This window comes from Snodgrassella sp. W8132 (assembly GCF_016100865.1).
Taxonomy (GTDB): Bacteria; Pseudomonadota; Gammaproteobacteria; order Burkholderiales; family Neisseriaceae; genus Snodgrassella; species Snodgrassella alvi.
On the sequence record NZ_JACFRQ010000006.1, the window covers coordinates 28,543 to 44,779 of the forward strand.

A 16,237-nucleotide genomic window follows, 5' to 3' on the forward strand; every position below is an offset into this window, starting at 1 on the left:
CTATTGCTGTTTTAACCGCGCAAATGCTGCCGCCATAGCATTATCTGTGCCGGATACATTTTGTGTTTTACCATTTTGCCGGCGTGGTCGTTCGTGTTGGCGGGATGCAGGCTGAGCATCTTCGTTCAGACGCATGGACAGAGCAATACGTTTACGCGCTATATCAACATCGATAACCTTCACTTTAACCACATCGCCGGTTTTAACAATATCACGCGGGTCAGCAATATAGCGGTCAGCTAAGGCAGAAACATGTACCAGTCCGTCCTGATGCACACCAATATCGACAAAAGCGCCAAATGCGGCCACATTACTGACTACACCTTCGAGAACCATGCCGGGTTTAAGGTCGCTGATGTCTTCGATACCATCAGCAAATGTTGCGGTCTGGAATTCACCGCGCGGGTCACGACCGGGCTTTTCCAATTCAGCCAGAATGTCGTTAATCGTAGGTAAACCGACATTAGCATCGATGTAATCTGCGGGTTTAAGTGTTTTGAGCACACTGCGGTTGCCAATCAGCTGGTCAGCCCGCAGCTGAGCCGTTTTGAGCATTCTGGCAACGATAGGATAGCTTTCCGGATGGACTGCACTGGCATCCAGAGGTTCATCACCGCCCTGAATACGCAGAAAGCCGGCTGCCTGTTCAAAAGTTTTACTGCCCAGACGCGGTACTTTAAGCAGAGTTTTGCGATTGGCAAAAGCACCATTCTGGTCACGATAACTGACAATATTCTGTGCCAGTGTACTATTAAGACCGGAAATACGCGCCAAAAGGGCGACTGATGCGGTATTCACATCCACTCCGACAGCGTTTACACAATCTTCTACAACTGCATCCAGACTTTTGGCTAGCTGGCTCTGGTTAACATCATGCTGATATTGACCAACACCAATTGATTTAGGGTCGATTTTCACCAGTTCTGCCAGCGGGTCTTGCAAGCGGCGGGCGATAGACACAGCACCGCGCAGACTGACATCCAGCTCAGGAAATTCTTTGGCTGCTAAAGCAGAAGCGGAGTAAACAGAGGCACCGGCTTCGGAAACAACGATTTTTTGCAAATGATAATCAGGCAGGGTACGAATCAGTTCACCGGCCAGCTTGTCGGTTTCGCGACTGGCCGTACCGTTACCAATGGCAATCAGCCGGACTTTATATTGTTTTACCAGATGCATCAGTGCAGTCAGAGCACCTTTCCAGTCGTTACGCGGCTGGTGCGGATAGATAGTAGCTGTTTCCAGTAGCTTACCGGTATCATCCACTACCGCTACTTTTACTCCGGTACGGATACCGGGATCCAGCCCGATAGTGGTAAGACGGCCGGCCGGAGCTGCAAGCAGCAAATCTTTCAGATTTTGGGCAAATACACTGATGGCAGCCTGATCAGCATTTTCTTTAAGCCTGTTGAGGGCTTCAAGTTCTAATGAAAGAAAAATTTTGGCACGCCAGCTTAAGCGCACAGTGTCACGTAACCAGCGGTCAGCAGCACGTCCGATATCTGCGATACCAAACTGTTGTGCAATCAGCTGCTCATAAATACTCTGTTCGCCGGCAGGTGTATCATCAGGCTGGTATTTCAGATTGAGCGACAATATTCCTTCATTACGGCCGCGCAGTATGGCCAGAGCACGATGGCTGGGCATGCTGTGAATCGGTTCACGGTGATTAAAGTAATCTTTGAATTTCTCACCGGCACTTTCCTGACCTTCGATTACTGTGGCATGGATTTCGCCTTCACGCCACAATTTCTCGCGCAAACGTCCTATCAGAGCGGCTTCTTCGGCAAATTGTTCCATCAGAATTGCGCGCGCTCCGTCCAGAGCGGCTTTACTGTCAGCGACATTGTCGTTTAAATAATTTTGTGCGGCAGTTTCCGGATCCAGATCTGGCTGAGTAAGCAGTGATTCAGCTAATGGTGCCAGCCCGTACTCGCGTGCAATTTGTGCCTTGGTACGGCGTTTGGGTTTATAAGGAAGATAAATATCTTCGAGTGCAGTTTTATTATCAGCGTCTTCTATGCTCTGGCGCAGCTCATCAGTCAGTTTGCCCTGTTCTTCGATGCTGGATAATACAGTTTGTTTGCGTTCCTGTAATTCACGCAGATACTGTAATCGTTCAGCCAGCGTCCGCAGCTGAGTATCATCCAGCCCGCCTGTAGCTTCTTTACGGTAGCGTGCTACAAACGGTACCGTAGCGCCATCATCCAGCAGGTCAATCGCTGCCTGAATTCGTGCGGAAGCAACATTCAGCTCCGAAGCAATTTTCTCAGTGATGTTCATAACAGTCTAATAAGCAATAAAAAGGCAAGCATAGCCGGCTGAAGTGGCTTTGTCACCTGTTCATGTCAGTTAAAAAGCCAGTTAGTTATACCAAATGCTGAATAAGATGAGCGGTATTGATAAAAAAGCTATTTGTCTGAGACAAATAGCTTTTAAATATCCTTAGAATCAGGCAGATTTAACCGGCTACCGGATAAGTGCCCGGTATCAGAATATCTTTATTAACGGTTTTGATATCAGTATGACCGGTAAAGGCCATGCTGATATCCATTTCGTTATAAATAATTTCCAGTGCACGTGTTACACCATCCTCACCATATGCACCCAGACCATACAGGAATGCGCGGCCAATTAGTGTACCCTTGGCTCCCATAGCAATAGCCTTGAGAACATCCTGTCCGCTGCGGATACCACTATCCAGCCAGACTTCAATATTATTGCCTACAGCAGAAATAATATTGGGTAATGCATGGATGGTCGAAGGAGCGCCGTCCAGCTGGCGACCACCATGGTTAGACACTATAATTGCATCTGCGCCGGATTTCACAGCCATTTCTGCATCTTCGGCATCAAGAATGCCTTTAATAATCAATTTTCCGCCCCATAAATTCTTGATTTCTTCAATGTCTTTCCAGCTGAGGCGCGGATCAAACTGTTCAGATGTCCATGAAGACAGTGATGTCATGTCGGCTACGCCTTTGGTATGTCCGACAATATTACGGAAAGTGCGACGCTGTGTATTCAGCATAGCCAGACACCACTCCGGCTTAGTAGCCAGATTCATCCAGTTGCGCAGTGTGGGTTTAGGCGGAGTAGACAGCCCGTTTTTAATATCTTTATGTCTTTGTCCCAGAACCTGTAAATCAGCAGTAACCACCAATGCTGAGCATTTGGCTTCCTGAGCACGGCGAATCAGATCGCGCATGAATTCGCGGTCACGCATAACATATAATTGAAACCAGAACGGAGCGCTGGTATTTTCGGCCACGTCTTCAATAGAACATATAGACATAGTAGACAGCGTAAACGGCACACCGAATTTTTCGGCCGCACGTGCAGCCAGAATTTCTCCGTCGGCATGCTGCATACCGGTTAATCCGGTAGGTGCCAGTGCTACCGGCATTTTTACTGTCTGACCAACCATTGTTGTTTCCAGTGTACGGCCGGTCATATCCGTCAATACACGCTGGCGTAATTTAATTTCCTGAAAATCATTACTATTGGCATGATAGGTAGATTCAGTCCACGAACCAGTATCAGCATAATCATAAAACATCTTAGGTACTTTGCGTTTGGCAACTTTACGCAAATCTTCGATACAGGTTATTTTGCTTAATTTGTTTTGCATGTGGATACCTATTTTTCAAATTTTCTTTGAAGAAAACAGTCTTAGCTAAAGAAGATAATGTTATACATCAATTTTATTCGGTTGTAATCATCATCATTGATTTCCAACCGATTCTTAAATAGTTATTCATCTGCCAGAATCAGAATGAAGCTGACAGACAGGAATCAGAATTCAGACAACGCGTGATAGTTTATATATCATCACCATAATCAGAATCAGCAGGCAGCTAATGCCAATCAGCATTGTCCATGGTCCCCAGCGTTGTGAGCGTCCGCAAAATCCGGCAGTTAGTATGGCACAACAGACACCAAGTAAAATCAGTAAAATATAAAAATCCATCTTTTGCTCCAGTTGTATTTCTTTATTGTAAATAATCGCTACGATTATTGTAACGGTCAGTTTGCAAATATGTCTGTTTTTTTACAGGAGATTAAATATTCACAATTTCTGCTTATTGATATTTTCATCTGTCTGAATGATTATAAACTGGCAATAATAATAAAATCAGAAATTTTGCAGCAGAAATAACAGATATAAATGGCTTTTTTAGTCTGTAGGGCAATGGCCAGATAAAATAAAACCCCGCTTGGAAGCGGGGTTAAATAGTATCAGGAAAAAATTAGTCTTTTTTCTCTTTATCTTTTACTTCTTCAAATTCAGCGTCTACAACGTCATCGCTGCCTTTGCTTTGCGACTGTTCAGTCTGGGCACCAGCTTGCTGACCTTCGGCCTGTGCCTGAGCATACATCATTTCGCCCAGTTTCTGGCTGGCTGTACCTAAAGCCTCGGCTTTAGCATCAATTGCAGCTTTATCTTCACCTTTAACAGCTTCTTCAGCTTCCTTGATGGCTGCTTCAATTTTTTCTTTTTCAGCAGCATCCAGTTTGTCGCCATATTCAGTCAAAGATTTCTGTACTGAATGAATCAAAGCTTCAGCCTGATTGCGACTGCTTACCAGTTCGGATAATTTGCGATCTTCCTCAGCATTAGCTTCAGCATCTTTTACCATGCGTTCGATTTCTTCTTCGCTCAGACCGGAAGAAGCCTGAATGGTGATGTTGGCTTCTTTGCCAGTACCTTTGTCTTTTGCAGATACATGCAAAATACCATTGGCGTCGATATCAAAAGTAACTTCTACCTGAGGCACACCACGGGGTGCAGGAGGAATATCACCCAGATTAAATTGTCCCAGACTCTTATTAGCAGAAGCACGTTCACGTTCACCCTGTAATACATGGATGGTTACCGCACTTTGATTATCTTCAGCTGTAGAGAATGTCTGAGTTGCTTTAGTCGGAATGGTGGTGTTTTTGTTGATTAGTTTAGTCATCACACCGCCCATGGTTTCAATACCCAGAGACAAAGGTGTTACATCGAGTAACAGCACGTCGTTACGGTCACCGGCCAGTACAGCACCCTGAATAGCAGCACCTACAGCAACAGCTTCGTCAGGATTAACATCACGGCGCGGTTCTTTACCGAAGAAATCTTTAACAGCTTCCTGTACTTTTGGCATACGGCTTTGACCGCCTACCAAAATAACATCATTAATATCATTTACGCTCAGACCGGCATCTTTAATTGCAGTGCGGCAAGGTTCGATAGAGCGGGTGATCAGATCTTCTACCAGACTTTCAAATTTGGCACGGGTAATTTTCATCGCCAGATGTTTCGGGCCGGAAGCGTCCATGGTGATGTAAGGCAGATTGATTTCTGTCTGCTGACCACTGGAAAGTTCGATTTTCGCTTTTTCAGCAGCTTCTTTCAGACGTTGCAGAGCCATTACATCATTTTTCAGATCGATACCCTGATCTTTTTTGAATTCATCAATGATGTAGTTAATCAAACGCTGGTCGAAGTCTTCACCGCCCAGGAATGTATCACCATTGGTAGCCAGTACTTCAAACTGTTTGTCACCATCAACTTCAGCGATTTCAATAATAGAAATATCAAATGTACCACCGCCAAGGTCGTATACGGCAATCTTGCGGTCGCCTTTTTCGCCTTTATCCATACCGAAAGCCAGAGCTGCGGCAGTTGGTTCATTGATAATACGTTTTACATCCAGACCGGCAATACGACCGGCGTCTTTAGTAGCCTGACGCTGACTGTCATTAAAATAAGCCGGCACAGTAATAACAGCTTCAGTTACTTTTTCACCCAGATAATCTTCAGCTGCTTTTTTCATTTTACGCAATACTTCGGCAGATACTTGCGGAGGTGATAATTTTTCACCATGTGCTTCTACCCATGCGTCGTTATTATTTGCTTTAACAATCTGAAAAGGCATAGATTTAATATCGCGCTGTACTTCAGCATCATCAAATTTGCGGCCGATCAGACGTTTTACAGCATAAATAGTATTTTTCGGATTAGTAACAGCCTGACGTTTAGCTGGTGCACCTACCAGAATTTCGTTATCGTCCAGATAAGCAACAATTGAAGGCGTAGTACGTGCACCTTCTGCATTTTCAATTACTTTAGTCTGGCCACCTTCGGAAATGGCAACACAGGAGTTGGTGGTACCTAAGTCAATACCGATTACTTTTGCCATAATTAATAATCTCCTAATTATTTAATTTCGTACTTTGCGCCGCTATATTACGGCTGCAAACAGGGTGGTTAATTACCACCGCCATACTATTGCTAATGAATCGTAAATGGGTATGCCCGGCACGATTTCAAGCATAGTTTTGCAAAATTTATCTATTTAATCGCATCCGGAAAATCTGCTTTAACATCAATAGCGTTTACTTACACAGCTGTATGTTATATTCATTCAGGCTTAAACAGTATAATCATCTGACTTTCGTTAATACCGTCTGATACTTTTTTGCTTTATATCAGACGGTATTTTGCTATAAAAGTATACAATCACATTCAGGTTAGTGATTTCTGTCTGGCTGTAGTCTGTATCTTTATGATTTAGGAGTATGTTGTATGCCTGTAAAAATTGGGTTTAAACCCATTCCCGCGGCTATTGCGCTGATAATCGCTCTGATTATCTGGTTCATACCGGTTCCAGAGGGGGTTTCACCTCAGGCATGGCATTTACTGGCCATGTTTGTCGGAGTTATTGCTGCCATTATCGGCAAAGCAATGCCAATTGGTGCACTATCTATTATTGCCATTATGCTGGTTGCCTTAACCGGTGTAACCAATAATGATCCCAGTAAGGCTATGGGTGATGCCTTAAGCAGTTTTGGTAATCCGCTGATCTGGTTGATTGGTGTGGCAATTATGATTTCGCGCGGTTTATTAAAAACCGGTCTTGGTGCACGTGTGGGCTATCTGTTCATTAGGTTATGGGGTAAACGTACGCTAGGTGTTGCCTATAGTCTGGCCGTAGTGGAATTAATACTGGCTCCGGTTACACCGAGTAATACTGCTCGTGGCGGTGGCATTATTCACCCAATCATGAAGTCTATTGCATCCAGCTATGATTCTGATCCTGAAAAGGGCACAGAAAAACGTATGGGTAAATTTCTGGCTCTGGTAAATTATCATGCCAATCCCATCAGCTCAATCATGTTTATTACTGCTACCGCTCCTAACCCGTTAATTGTGAGGCTAATTGCCGATGTAACCAATAAAAATATTAATCTGACATGGGGTACATGGGCTTTGGCAATGTTAATACCGGGTCTGATAGCAATGTTCCTGATGCCGCTGATTATTTACTGGTTGTATCCGCCTGAAATCAAGCAAACACCCAATGCCGTTGCTTTTGCTCAAGAGCGTCTGAAAGAGCAGGGGCCGATGACACGTGATGAAAAAATCATGCTGGGTATTTTTGCAGTATTGCTGATTTTATGGGCAGGTGTGCCGGCCATGCTGTTTGGTGATGCATACATTATAGACGCGACCACTACTGCATTCATTGGTTTGTCATTGTTATTGTTAACCGGTGTATTAAGCTGGGATGATATTCTGAAAGAAAAAAGTGCATGGGATACCATTACCTGGTTTGCTGCATTAGTCATGATGGCTACTTTCCTGAATAAACTCGGATTGATTAAATGGTTCTCTGGGGTGCTGGAAAGCAGCATAGGCGGACTGGGTATGGGCTGGATGGGTGCTTGTGCCTTATTATTACTGGCTTATATGTATGCACACTATATGTTTGCAAGTACTACTGCTCACATTACAGCCATGTTTGCTGCCTTCTATTCTGCCGGTCTGGCGCTTGGCGCACCTCCGATGCTGTTTGCACTGATGATGGCTGCAGCTTCCAGCATCATGATGACATTAACGCATTATGCTACTGGTACTTCACCTGTGATATTCGGTTCAGGCTATGTTACTTTAGGCGAATGGTGGAAAGTCGGTTTCATCATGAGTGTAGTCGAACTGATTATATTTGTGTTTATCGGTGGTGTTTGGTGGAAAGTTCTGGGTTTTTATTAATCTGATTAATCTATTATTGCAGGCTGCCATAAAGCATGGCAGCCTGTTTTGTTGTCTGAAATCAAATTCAATGAATTTTTAAAGAATTTCACTTGTTGCGTTTGTATAGAATGGGTTAAGATGCCCTGCCTTAAGGGAGTAGTTGCACAGGTGGTTTCTTCAAGCCTGTGGTTACGGTCAACATATTTACAGTTTTTACTGTATGGTCGTAACGTCCTTGCCTGTTGGCGGACTAACGAGACTTGAGACACATAAAACCATTACGGCGGGGGTTTTATTGTGTCTTTTGTCTTTTGCCCGCCAACGGTATTCTGAAAATGATTCATGCTTTTCTTTCTTCTGTCATTCCAGTTGCGCTTGCTGAAATTGGTGACAAAACTCAATTACTGACTTTATTTCTAGCAACCCGGTTTTCGCGCAAATATTCCATCATTGCCGGTATACTTTGTGCCACCTTACTTAATCATATTGTTTCTGCATGGTTTGGCGTAGAAGTAGCACGTTTTTTTACACCGCAGTTAATGGGCTGGGTTGTAGGCTTCAGTTTTCTGATAGTGGGTTTATGGCTGTTAAAGCCGGATAAAGATGATGGTGTAGATACTCGCTTTATGCGTTATGGTCCGTTCGTGGCCACCGCAGTATTATTTTTTCTGGCAGAAGTGGGTGATAAAACCCAAATTGCTACTATTTTGCTGGCAGCTCAATACCGTGATTTGTTTTCAGTAGTTCTGGGTAGTACAGTAGGTTTGTTATTAGCTAATGTTCCGGTAATATTTTTCGGAAACTGGCTGATGCAGCGTTTACCCTTAAACCGTATCCGTATAGGAGCCTGCATTCTGTTCTGTCTTTTAGGTATTATCACCCTGATTCAGACATGGTTATATTAAAAGTTATCAGATAACTATGCAAAAATTATAACATTAAGCGGATTCAAATATTATGCAAAAACAGTTGAAACAACGGTGTGAATGGGTCAACGCCGACCCATTGTATGAACATTATCATGATTTTGAATGGGGAAAAATACAGAGAGACGGGCAAAAACTGTTTGAAAAGATTTGTCTGGAAGGTCAGCAGGCGGGCTTATCATGGATTACCGTATTAAAAAAACGCGATGAATACCGGCGTTGTTTCTATGATTTTAATCCGCATCAAATTATTACAATTACCGATATTGAACCACTATTACAGAATTCCGGGCTTATTCGCCATCCGGCCAAACTCAAAGCAATTATTAATAATGCCCATGCATATCTATCTATGCAGCAACATGGGGAAGATTTTGCCAGTTTTATCTGGTCATTTGTTAATGATCAACCGATTATAAATCACTATAAACATTTATCAGAGGTGCCAACACAGACAGAAATTAGTCGCGCTATGTCCAAAGCTTTAAAAAAGCGTGGTTTTAGCTTTGTAGGTCCGACTACGTGCTATGCGTTTATGCAATCAATGGGACTGGTAAATGATCATTTAACAAACTGTTTTTGTGCCCAGCATTAAAATAACTATTAAAAGATCCATTTTTTTTAAGCTATAAAAATAAAAAATGTTATTTTTGTTTTTTCTGTTCGCAGTATTTAAATTCCAATAACTCTGAATATTTTTTTTGACACTCAATTATGTTTTTTTGTTGTGCAATAATTGACTGTAGTTTCGCAATAGTTGATTGTAGTTTCGCAATAGTTGACTGTTGTTGTTCAATAACTGGCAGTAGTTGTCTCTTTAATTCAAGACAACCTTGAGTATAACCCTGAGTATAACCATTTTGATATATTTGGGATGATTGATGTCTAAACTCCATTTGTGCTTTTTTATAACCATTGCTGAATCCAAAACTCTCGCTATTAGCAATCATATTGCCCAAAGCGAAACCATTCAAAATGGAATTGGTACTCATAATTATTAAACTCCGAACTATTCTCAATTAATCAATAATATAAACTACCATAAAGCAAGAAGTTAATCCATTAAAACCGTATGAGAATTAACAACTATTTCTGTGATTCATCATGTAATTTGCTTTTAACGTTTACGTAAATAACCTAAAACACGAAAAGAATCTATTTTCCATAATCCATCTTTATAAATTAACGGAAAAGTGGCACGACTACTGGCAGTAGGACCAGGATTTTGCTGAACGATCTCAATATCATTGTCAGTAACTTTACTGATAATGGCTACGTGGCCATATTTAGACCAGCCTAAGACAATAATATCGTCAACTTGAGGTTTTGTAGGGGAGCCGTTATGGAACTGAAGTAAATTACGTTTAGGATTAAGATTTCCATCTGGTATCGAATCATCAAAAAATTGTTTGGCATGCCCGTAACTGTCAGGCATTTTATGATTAAAGCGTTCATAATAGTAGCGCTTAATAAATTCGACACATTGATACTTTAATCCTAAATTATAGCCATCTGGTGCTATATTTCTTTCACTTACATGGCTGATTTTTCCATTGTAGTAAACCTTAACACCATTATATTCATCGACAACCGTACCTATTTTCTCTCATCGACAAAGAGATCTTCATATACATAATAAAAACTGAATCCTAATAATATTAATACAATAATTATTGGGAAGAAAACTTTTTTAGATTTAAGTAACATTTTGTTTTCCTATTATTTAATATTTTATCATTATGTTAATTAATAATTAAAAGTAAATTTAAGAAGGATGAATTAATTTTATGATTTTTATTTATGTAGTTAAGTACAATCTTTGGAATTATCAAAAACATCAGGAGAATAAATTAAATAACGTAAACTCTGTATATATATTACAATAATATAAAAATACCCGTACACCAGATAATTTGCCTTACAATTATATTTTGTAAAGATTTCAGTCACTGGTTAATTATCCAAATCAGCAAATTGTGCTATAAAACTACATTGTGTATGTATTTAAATGTGGACGTAACGAGTAATTGTTATGCAAAACAAGTTCAGATTTAGCTTTTATTTCATTATCTGTTTATTGTTTTTCAGTGATATGGATGTGGTTTGGGCTGAAGACACAACAGCAGCTGTATCCACAGCCAGTGAGCCTAAATCTGTGGTCTGGTATGCTTGTCCGCTGGCAAATAATCATGTCAGCTATACAACCAAACCTTTAGATGTTCAGTGTCAGATTGCAAAGTATCCACCCGCAGATGATGATAATCTAAAAAAATATTCTCTGGAAAATCAGAATGCTCCGGGTTTGGAGCAATTGCAGCGTCTTTGGTACAGCGCTGAATTTGGACAAGACAGTGACTTAATGAAAACACCGGCTTCTCCCAAAATAGGTATTTCACTGCGACAACAGCCCCCGAAACCTGAAACTGTGACTATGATTAGAAACAAAAATAATATGGTTACAGTACCGGCTAAAATAATCACTATACCCAAACTGACACCAAAACAACTGGTTCAACGTGATATTGCCAGTGAACAGAATGCATTGACAATAGCCCAGCAAAAGTTGCGTCAGGCACAAAAGCAAGGAGCAACAGCACAAATTCAGCGCTGGCAACAAAATATAACAGACCGGCAAGCCAATATCCGCGTATTAAAGCAAGAACTAAGCCGATACTAAAAATCAATTTGTTTGCTATTGAATAAAATATAAGTACTCAAACTTGCAGCCAGAATGTTACCGGTCCGTCATTAATCAGGGAAACCTGCATATTTGCGGCAAAGATACCGGTTTTAGTCACAATTTGTTTCTGGCATAATTCAACAAAATAATTATACAAATTATTGGCTTTTTCTGGTGCTGCACCTTTGGTAAAACTAGGGCGCATCCCTTTTTTAGTGTCGGCAGCAAGCGTAAATTGCGAAACAACCAGTAACTGACCATTAGCCTGCTTAACGTTCAAATTCATTTTATTATCTTGATCACTAAAAATCCGATAACCAAGTACTTTGTCACAGAGACGTTCAGCTTTTTGTAAATCATCTCCTTCTTCCACACCTAATAACACCAGTAATCCCTGATCTATTTGTCCGACTATTTCAGAGTTTACACAGACGCTGGCTTCTTTCACACGTTGTATTAATGCAATCATAGAAAATCCTGTTTCGAATCTGTTTGAATTTAAATTCATTTATAGATTACAGATTATTTAATCAATTTTCATATGATTAAATAATCTGTAATCATATATAACTTAAATCAGAAAATTTTGTGCATCAAAAAACGCCTGTTATAGAGTACAGGCGTTTTTTGATTGCTCTAAAACTTAATCAGCATCATGAATAAATTTTACCCCAGTTAACTGCGAAGCCAAAATAGCAGATTTAATCATGCGCAAGGCTTTAGGGCGGACAAAATTGCGTCTGGAGGCCAAAACCACGCGCCGTTCTGGTGTCGGACTAGTAAAAGGAATAATACTGAACAACAGATGATCATTCTCTGTTAAAGCTGTAGCTGGCATGACACTAATACCCAGACCACTGGCCACCATATGTCTGATCGTATTGATAGAACTTCCCTGAATACTATTAGACAGTCCCTGAATTTTCTGACGTGAAGCCAATTCCTGACAGCTAGCCAGTACATTATCACGCATACAGTTGCCTTCGGTGAGCAATAATACCCGTTCTTCACCCAGTTGTTTTGGTGTAACCTCGTCCAATTGCTCGAAAGCATGGCCTTTTGGAACAATAACAAAAAAAGGCTCATCATAAAGCGGAATAGTTTCCAGCCCGGTTTCAACAAATGGTTCTGCTACTACAATAGCATCCAGATCACCACGCTTAAGTGATTCTTTTAATACATCTGTATAGTTTTCATCCAGCTGTAATGGCATTTCAGGAGCCATCTCTCGCAAAGATAAAATCAGCTTTGGCAGCAGATATGGTGCAATGGTAAAAATCAGACCAAGTTTAAATATTCCTTCCAGCTCACTCTGTTCTTGATTTGCCATTAGCTTAATACGATCAGCTTCTTCAAGAACACGGCGAGCCTGTACCACAATTCGCTGGCCAGCATCAGTTGTCATTACCTCATTACTGCTGCGATCAAATAATGCCAGCCCAAGCTCCTCTTCCAGCTTCTTAATTGCAATGGATAAAGTAGGCTGACTTACAAAACATCGCTGGGCAGCACGTCCAAAATGTTTTTCCTGAGCTACAGCCACAATATAGCGCAATTCAGTCAGCGTCATTAACTGGCCTTTTTCTTTCCTGTTTCAGGTAAAGTAATATTCAATGCCAATACATCCATACCGTTTTTCTTTTCCTGAGAAATATGAATATCATTTAAAGAAACATGAACATATTTTGATAACACTTCCAGTAACTCTTTTTGTAGTGTAGGTAAATAGTCCGGTGTATGAGTAGCTCGTTCCTGCGCAATAATAATTTGTAAACGATCGCGAGCCGTTTTTGCGGATTGTTGCTTCTTACCAAAAAGAAAATCTATTATAGACATGTCTTATCCTCCAAACAGTCGCTTGAGAAAACCTTTTTTCTCAGTATCCAGAAAACGGATTGGACGATCCTCACCCAGCAAACGAGCGACAACATCTTTATAAGCTTCAGCAACAACTGAATTTTCCTGCAAAATAACCGGCGTACCAGAATTAGATGCCTGTAATACATTTTGTGATTCAGGAATAACACCAATTAATGGAATGCGCAAAATATCCTGAATATCCTGTACAGACAGCATTTCACCTTTTTCTACACGCTCGGGTGAATAACGGGTAATCAGTAAATGCTCTTTTACCGGTATCCCATTAGTTTCGGCACGGCGAGATTTGCTGGATAAAATACCCAGAATACGGTCAGAGTCACGTACACTGGAAATTTCCGGATTAGTAGTGACGATGGCTTCATCGGCAAAATATAAGGCCATTAATGCACCTTGTTCAATACCAGCAGGTGAATCGCAGACTACATATTCAAAGCCCATCTTCTCAGTCAGATCTTTTAAAACCTTTTCTACACCATCGCGGGTAAGTGCATCTTTATCCCGGGTCTGAGAGGCAGGTAATACATAAAGATTTTCACAATGTTTATCTTTAATTAATGCCTGATTCAGGGTAGCTTCATCCTGAATAACATTAATCAGATCATAAACTACACGGCGTTCGCAACCCATAATCAAATCCAGATTACGTAAGCCCACATCAAAATCAATTACCGCAGTTTTATGGCCTGCTAAAGCCAGACCTGTTGAAATACTGGCACTGGTTGTGGTCTTACCAACACCACCTTTACCTGACGTCACCACAATAATCTTTGCCACAATCAAAATCCTTTTGTTATATAAATGAATCTGTCAATACACTCAAAAATCAGTCATAAAATTAATGTGCCTGAATCGCACTAAGCACCAGCCGGTCATTCTGCAGGAAAATCTGTACAGGGTGACGATACAGATGTGCTGGTAATTGTTGATCAAAAATGCGATAAATTCCTGCTACCGACACCAGTTCGGCCTGCATAGACTGTGCAAAAATGCGAGTATCCTTATTTCCGGCAGCACCAGCCAAAGCTCGGCCGCGTAAAGGGCCATAGATATGAATATTGCCATCCGCAATAATTTCCGCCCCTTCACTTACCAGTCCCAGAACAATTAAATCAGATTTTTCTGCATAAACCTGCTGACCGGTTCGAATAGTGCGATCTATTACCAGCGTCGGTAAGGCAGCAACAGATGAAGTAAATTTTTCTTTTTCAGTAATTTGTGGTATTTGCGCCTCAGTTACAGCTTTGACGCGTGCACTGGCCTGTTCCTCTGGAAGAATGCTGAAAGCAATATTATGCTGTTTAGCCAGATTGGACCAGGATAAATCGGTATGGCGGATAGCAATAATGCGCAAATTATATCGTGCAAACAGCGCAATCAGCTTCGCTAAATTCACATTTGCCTGATTGGAAAGATTTTGCAGATCCAGAGTAAAAGGCATATTGCGTAAATTACCAAAACGTTCTGCCCGTTGCTTTAGTTCCTGGTTAATCAAAGTCAGATCATCTGTCAGTAATTGTACTGACAGCGTGTCCAGACGCGCAGATTTCACATTAAAAGCAGCATTCATTAACGTGTTTGCCCAAGTAAATTATGGTTAGAATATAGAGTAAGTATTGAAGTGTACCGTTTTGGTTAAAAGGCTTCAATTGCAACACGAAGCCTCAGGTAAAATAATCGTCTTTTAGTTAGAAAAATTAATAATGACAACTAGCTCCATTTGCCTGAAAAAAGCACACAGGCCAAGCGTAAACATTGTTGGTGCAGGTAAGGTTGCCTCAACATTAGCCATAATCTGGCATCAAAGTAAACTGATTAATATTCAAGCAGTCTGGAATCGTAATTTTTCAGCTGCAGAGTATCTTAAAAATCACATACCGCACATCCAAGTACACAAACAGCTAGAAACATTACCACTAGCGGATATTATAGTCATAGGTGTTAGCGATCAGTTCATTGAAGAAATTAGTAGGAAAATACATCAAATTGACTGGCTAAAGGCTGACACATTGATACTTCATTTTAGTGGTGCATTAAATAGCAATATATTAATACCTCACAATCAACAAAAATTATTAGTAGGTTCATTACATCCGGTATTTGCCTTTGCTTCGATAGAAACGGCCATCAATACTTTACCGGGGCATCTATGTGCAATAGAAGGCGATGCAGAAGCATTACCTTTATTATATAAATTGGCACAGGCAGCAAACTTATCCTACTTTAATATTGATTCTGCTCAGAAAAGCCGTTATCACGCAGCTCTCTCCATCAGTGCAAATTTTTTAGTAACATTAAATGCTTTCGCAAGAAATATATTGGCTTCACTGTCTTTGTCGCAAGAATTAGCAGAAACTCTAGTAAATCAACTAATGCAGCAAAATCTCAATCAATTACAGATGATGTCTCCAGGCAAAGCCTTAACCGGCCCCATTAAACGTGGCGACAGCAATACCATTGCCCGCCACTGGCAATCATTAAAACAATCAGAACAAACATTATATAAAACATTGGCAGAGCAAACCTTACACTTAACCACATTGAGTGCAGAAAAACAGCAACAGATTTTGCAAATAATCAATTCGCAAGAAAATTAGAAAGTACATACACAGCTAAAGAATACAAATTTGATGTAATCAAAAATAATGGATCAAAAATAAACACAGGAAAAACAGTTGAGTGAAGAGAAAGTCAAAAATAAATGCAGGCAGGAGTTGACAGGGGATTTGTGGAGGC

At 40.9% G+C, this 16,237-nt stretch carries 16 protein-coding genes; 5 read left to right on the forward strand and 11 right to left on the reverse strand.

Translation table 11 applies throughout. The features are described 5' to 3' along the window. From H3U82_RS10305 to dnaK, 4 genes are all read right to left on the reverse strand, one after another. Nucleotides 1–2,280 carry a Tex family protein gene (locus H3U82_RS10305; protein WP_198210424.1) on the reverse strand — a complete coding sequence of 760 codons (2,280 nt, stop codon included), beginning with the start codon at nt 2,278–2,280 and terminating at the stop codon, nt 1–3. Between the two features lie 178 nt (nt 2,281–2,458). Next, complete coding sequence (locus tag H3U82_RS10310; RefSeq protein ID WP_037393198.1) at nt 2,459–3,628, reverse strand: alpha-hydroxy acid oxidase; 1,170 nt, start codon at nt 3,626–3,628, stop codon at nt 2,459–2,461. A gap of 171 nt (nt 3,629–3,799) precedes the next feature. Continuing rightward, entirely contained in the window at nt 3,800–3,967 is a 168-nt protein-coding gene (locus tag H3U82_RS10315; protein WP_172349970.1) for a hypothetical protein, read from the reverse strand. A gap of 280 nt (nt 3,968–4,247) precedes the next feature. Then, entirely contained in the window at nt 4,248–6,182 is a 1,935-nt protein-coding gene (gene dnaK / locus H3U82_RS10320; RefSeq protein WP_025329951.1) for a molecular chaperone DnaK, read from the reverse strand. Between the two features lie 398 nt (nt 6,183–6,580). On the opposite strand from dnaK, the gene H3U82_RS10325 reads away from it, so the two are divergent. From H3U82_RS10325 to H3U82_RS10335, 3 genes are all read left to right on the forward strand, one after another. Next, nucleotides 6,581–8,035: an anion permease gene (locus H3U82_RS10325; RefSeq protein WP_084564367.1), complete on the forward strand. Its 1,455-nt coding sequence runs from the start codon at nt 6,581–6,583 to the stop codon at nt 8,033–8,035. A 320-nt stretch (nt 8,036–8,355) separates the two neighbouring features. Continuing rightward, nucleotides 8,356–8,922: a TMEM165/GDT1 family protein gene (locus H3U82_RS10330; protein WP_198210433.1), complete on the forward strand. Its 567-nt coding sequence runs from the start codon at nt 8,356–8,358 to the stop codon at nt 8,920–8,922. Nucleotides 8,923–8,974: 52 nt separating this feature from the next. Continuing rightward, nucleotides 8,975–9,538, forward strand: coding sequence for a DNA-3-methyladenine glycosylase I (locus tag H3U82_RS10335; RefSeq protein WP_084562171.1), 564 nt, complete (start codon nt 8,975–8,977; stop codon nt 9,536–9,538). Nucleotides 9,539–9,587: 49 nt separating this feature from the next. On the opposite strand, the gene H3U82_RS10340 is transcribed toward H3U82_RS10335, so the two are convergent. Beyond that, nucleotides 9,588–9,935 carry a hypothetical protein gene (locus tag H3U82_RS10340; protein ID WP_198208077.1) on the reverse strand — a complete coding sequence of 116 codons (348 nt, stop codon included), beginning with the start codon at nt 9,933–9,935 and terminating at the stop codon, nt 9,588–9,590. A 125-nt stretch (nt 9,936–10,060) separates the two neighbouring features. Then, nucleotides 10,061–10,543: a CHAP domain-containing protein gene (locus H3U82_RS10345; RefSeq protein WP_198210442.1), complete on the reverse strand. Its 483-nt coding sequence runs from the start codon at nt 10,541–10,543 to the stop codon at nt 10,061–10,063. 432 nt (nt 10,544–10,975) lie between these two features. On the opposite strand from H3U82_RS10345, the gene H3U82_RS10350 reads away from it, so the two are divergent. Further along, nucleotides 10,976–11,620: a hypothetical protein gene (locus tag H3U82_RS10350; protein WP_198210426.1), complete on the forward strand. Its 645-nt coding sequence runs from the start codon at nt 10,976–10,978 to the stop codon at nt 11,618–11,620. A 37-nt stretch (nt 11,621–11,657) separates the two neighbouring features. Here the strand turns inward: H3U82_RS10350 and dtd are convergent, their stop codons facing one another. The 5 genes from dtd to minC all read right to left on the reverse strand — a co-directional run bounded on the left by dtd (nt 11,658) and on the right by minC (nt 15,071). Continuing rightward, the gene (gene dtd / locus H3U82_RS10355) at nt 11,658–12,092 is read right to left on the reverse strand and encodes a D-aminoacyl-tRNA deacylase (RefSeq protein WP_096766315.1); all 435 of its coding nucleotides are present in this window, start codon (nt 12,090–12,092) and stop codon (nt 11,658–11,660) included. A gap of 174 nt (nt 12,093–12,266) precedes the next feature. Further along, nucleotides 12,267–13,193, reverse strand: coding sequence for a hydrogen peroxide-inducible genes activator (locus H3U82_RS10360; protein ID WP_084547468.1), 927 nt, complete (start codon nt 13,191–13,193; stop codon nt 12,267–12,269). Continuing rightward, nucleotides 13,193–13,459 (reverse strand): cell division topological specificity factor MinE, encoded by a 267-nt coding sequence (gene minE / locus H3U82_RS10365; protein ID WP_025329959.1) that lies wholly within the window; start codon nt 13,457–13,459, stop codon nt 13,193–13,195. The genes H3U82_RS10360 and minE overlap by 1 nt, the downstream gene beginning before the upstream one ends. A gap of 3 nt (nt 13,460–13,462) precedes the next feature. Beyond that, the gene (gene minD / locus H3U82_RS10370; RefSeq protein WP_025329960.1) at nt 13,463–14,278 is read right to left on the reverse strand and encodes a septum site-determining protein MinD; all 816 of its coding nucleotides are present in this window, start codon (nt 14,276–14,278) and stop codon (nt 13,463–13,465) included. 61 nt (nt 14,279–14,339) lie between these two features. Then, nucleotides 14,340–15,071 (reverse strand): septum site-determining protein MinC, encoded by a 732-nt coding sequence (gene minC / locus H3U82_RS10375; protein ID WP_078474460.1) that lies wholly within the window; start codon nt 15,069–15,071, stop codon nt 14,340–14,342. A 133-nt stretch (nt 15,072–15,204) separates the two neighbouring features. Here minC and H3U82_RS10380 point away from each other — a divergent pair, with 133 nt between their 5' ends. Beyond that, a complete protein-coding gene (locus H3U82_RS10380; protein WP_198210428.1) occupies nt 15,205–16,098 on the forward strand; it encodes a Rossmann-like and DUF2520 domain-containing protein in 894 nt (297 codons plus the stop codon). Nucleotides 16,099–16,237: the final 139 nt, after the last annotated feature.

Bases quoted from the DNA above. Each gene is read 5' to 3' on its own strand.
- H3U82_RS10305 (WP_198210424.1), bottom strand. From the start codon at position 2,280: ATGAACATCACTGAGAAAATTGCTTCGGAGCTGAATGTTGCTTCCGCA.
- H3U82_RS10310 (WP_037393198.1), bottom strand. From the start codon at position 3,628: ATGCAAAACAAATTAAGCAAAATAACCTGTATCGAAGATTTGCGTAAA.
- H3U82_RS10315 (WP_172349970.1), bottom strand. From the start codon at position 3,967: ATGGATTTTTATATTTTACTGATTTTACTTGGTGTCTGTTGTGCCATA.
- dnaK (WP_025329951.1), bottom strand. From the start codon at position 6,182: ATGGCAAAAGTAATCGGTATTGACTTAGGTACCACCAACTCCTGTGTT.
- H3U82_RS10335 (WP_084562171.1), top strand. From the start codon at position 8,975: ATGCAAAAACAGTTGAAACAACGGTGTGAATGGGTCAACGCCGACCCA.
- H3U82_RS10340 (WP_198208077.1), bottom strand. From the start codon at position 9,935: ATGAGTACCAATTCCATTTTGAATGGTTTCGCTTTGGGCAATATGATT.
- H3U82_RS10350 (WP_198210426.1), top strand. From the start codon at position 10,976: ATGCAAAACAAGTTCAGATTTAGCTTTTATTTCATTATCTGTTTATTG.
- dtd (WP_096766315.1), bottom strand. From the start codon at position 12,092: ATGATTGCATTAATACAACGTGTGAAAGAAGCCAGCGTCTGTGTAAAC.
- H3U82_RS10360 (WP_084547468.1), bottom strand. From the start codon at position 13,193: ATGACGCTGACTGAATTGCGCTATATTGTGGCTGTAGCTCAGGAAAAA.
- minE (WP_025329959.1), bottom strand. From the start codon at position 13,459: ATGTCTATAATAGATTTTCTTTTTGGTAAGAAGCAACAATCCGCAAAA.
- minC (WP_078474460.1), bottom strand. From the start codon at position 15,071: ATGAATGCTGCTTTTAATGTGAAATCTGCGCGTCTGGACACGCTGTCA.
- H3U82_RS10380 (WP_198210428.1), top strand. From the start codon at position 15,205: ATGACAACTAGCTCCATTTGCCTGAAAAAAGCACACAGGCCAAGCGTA.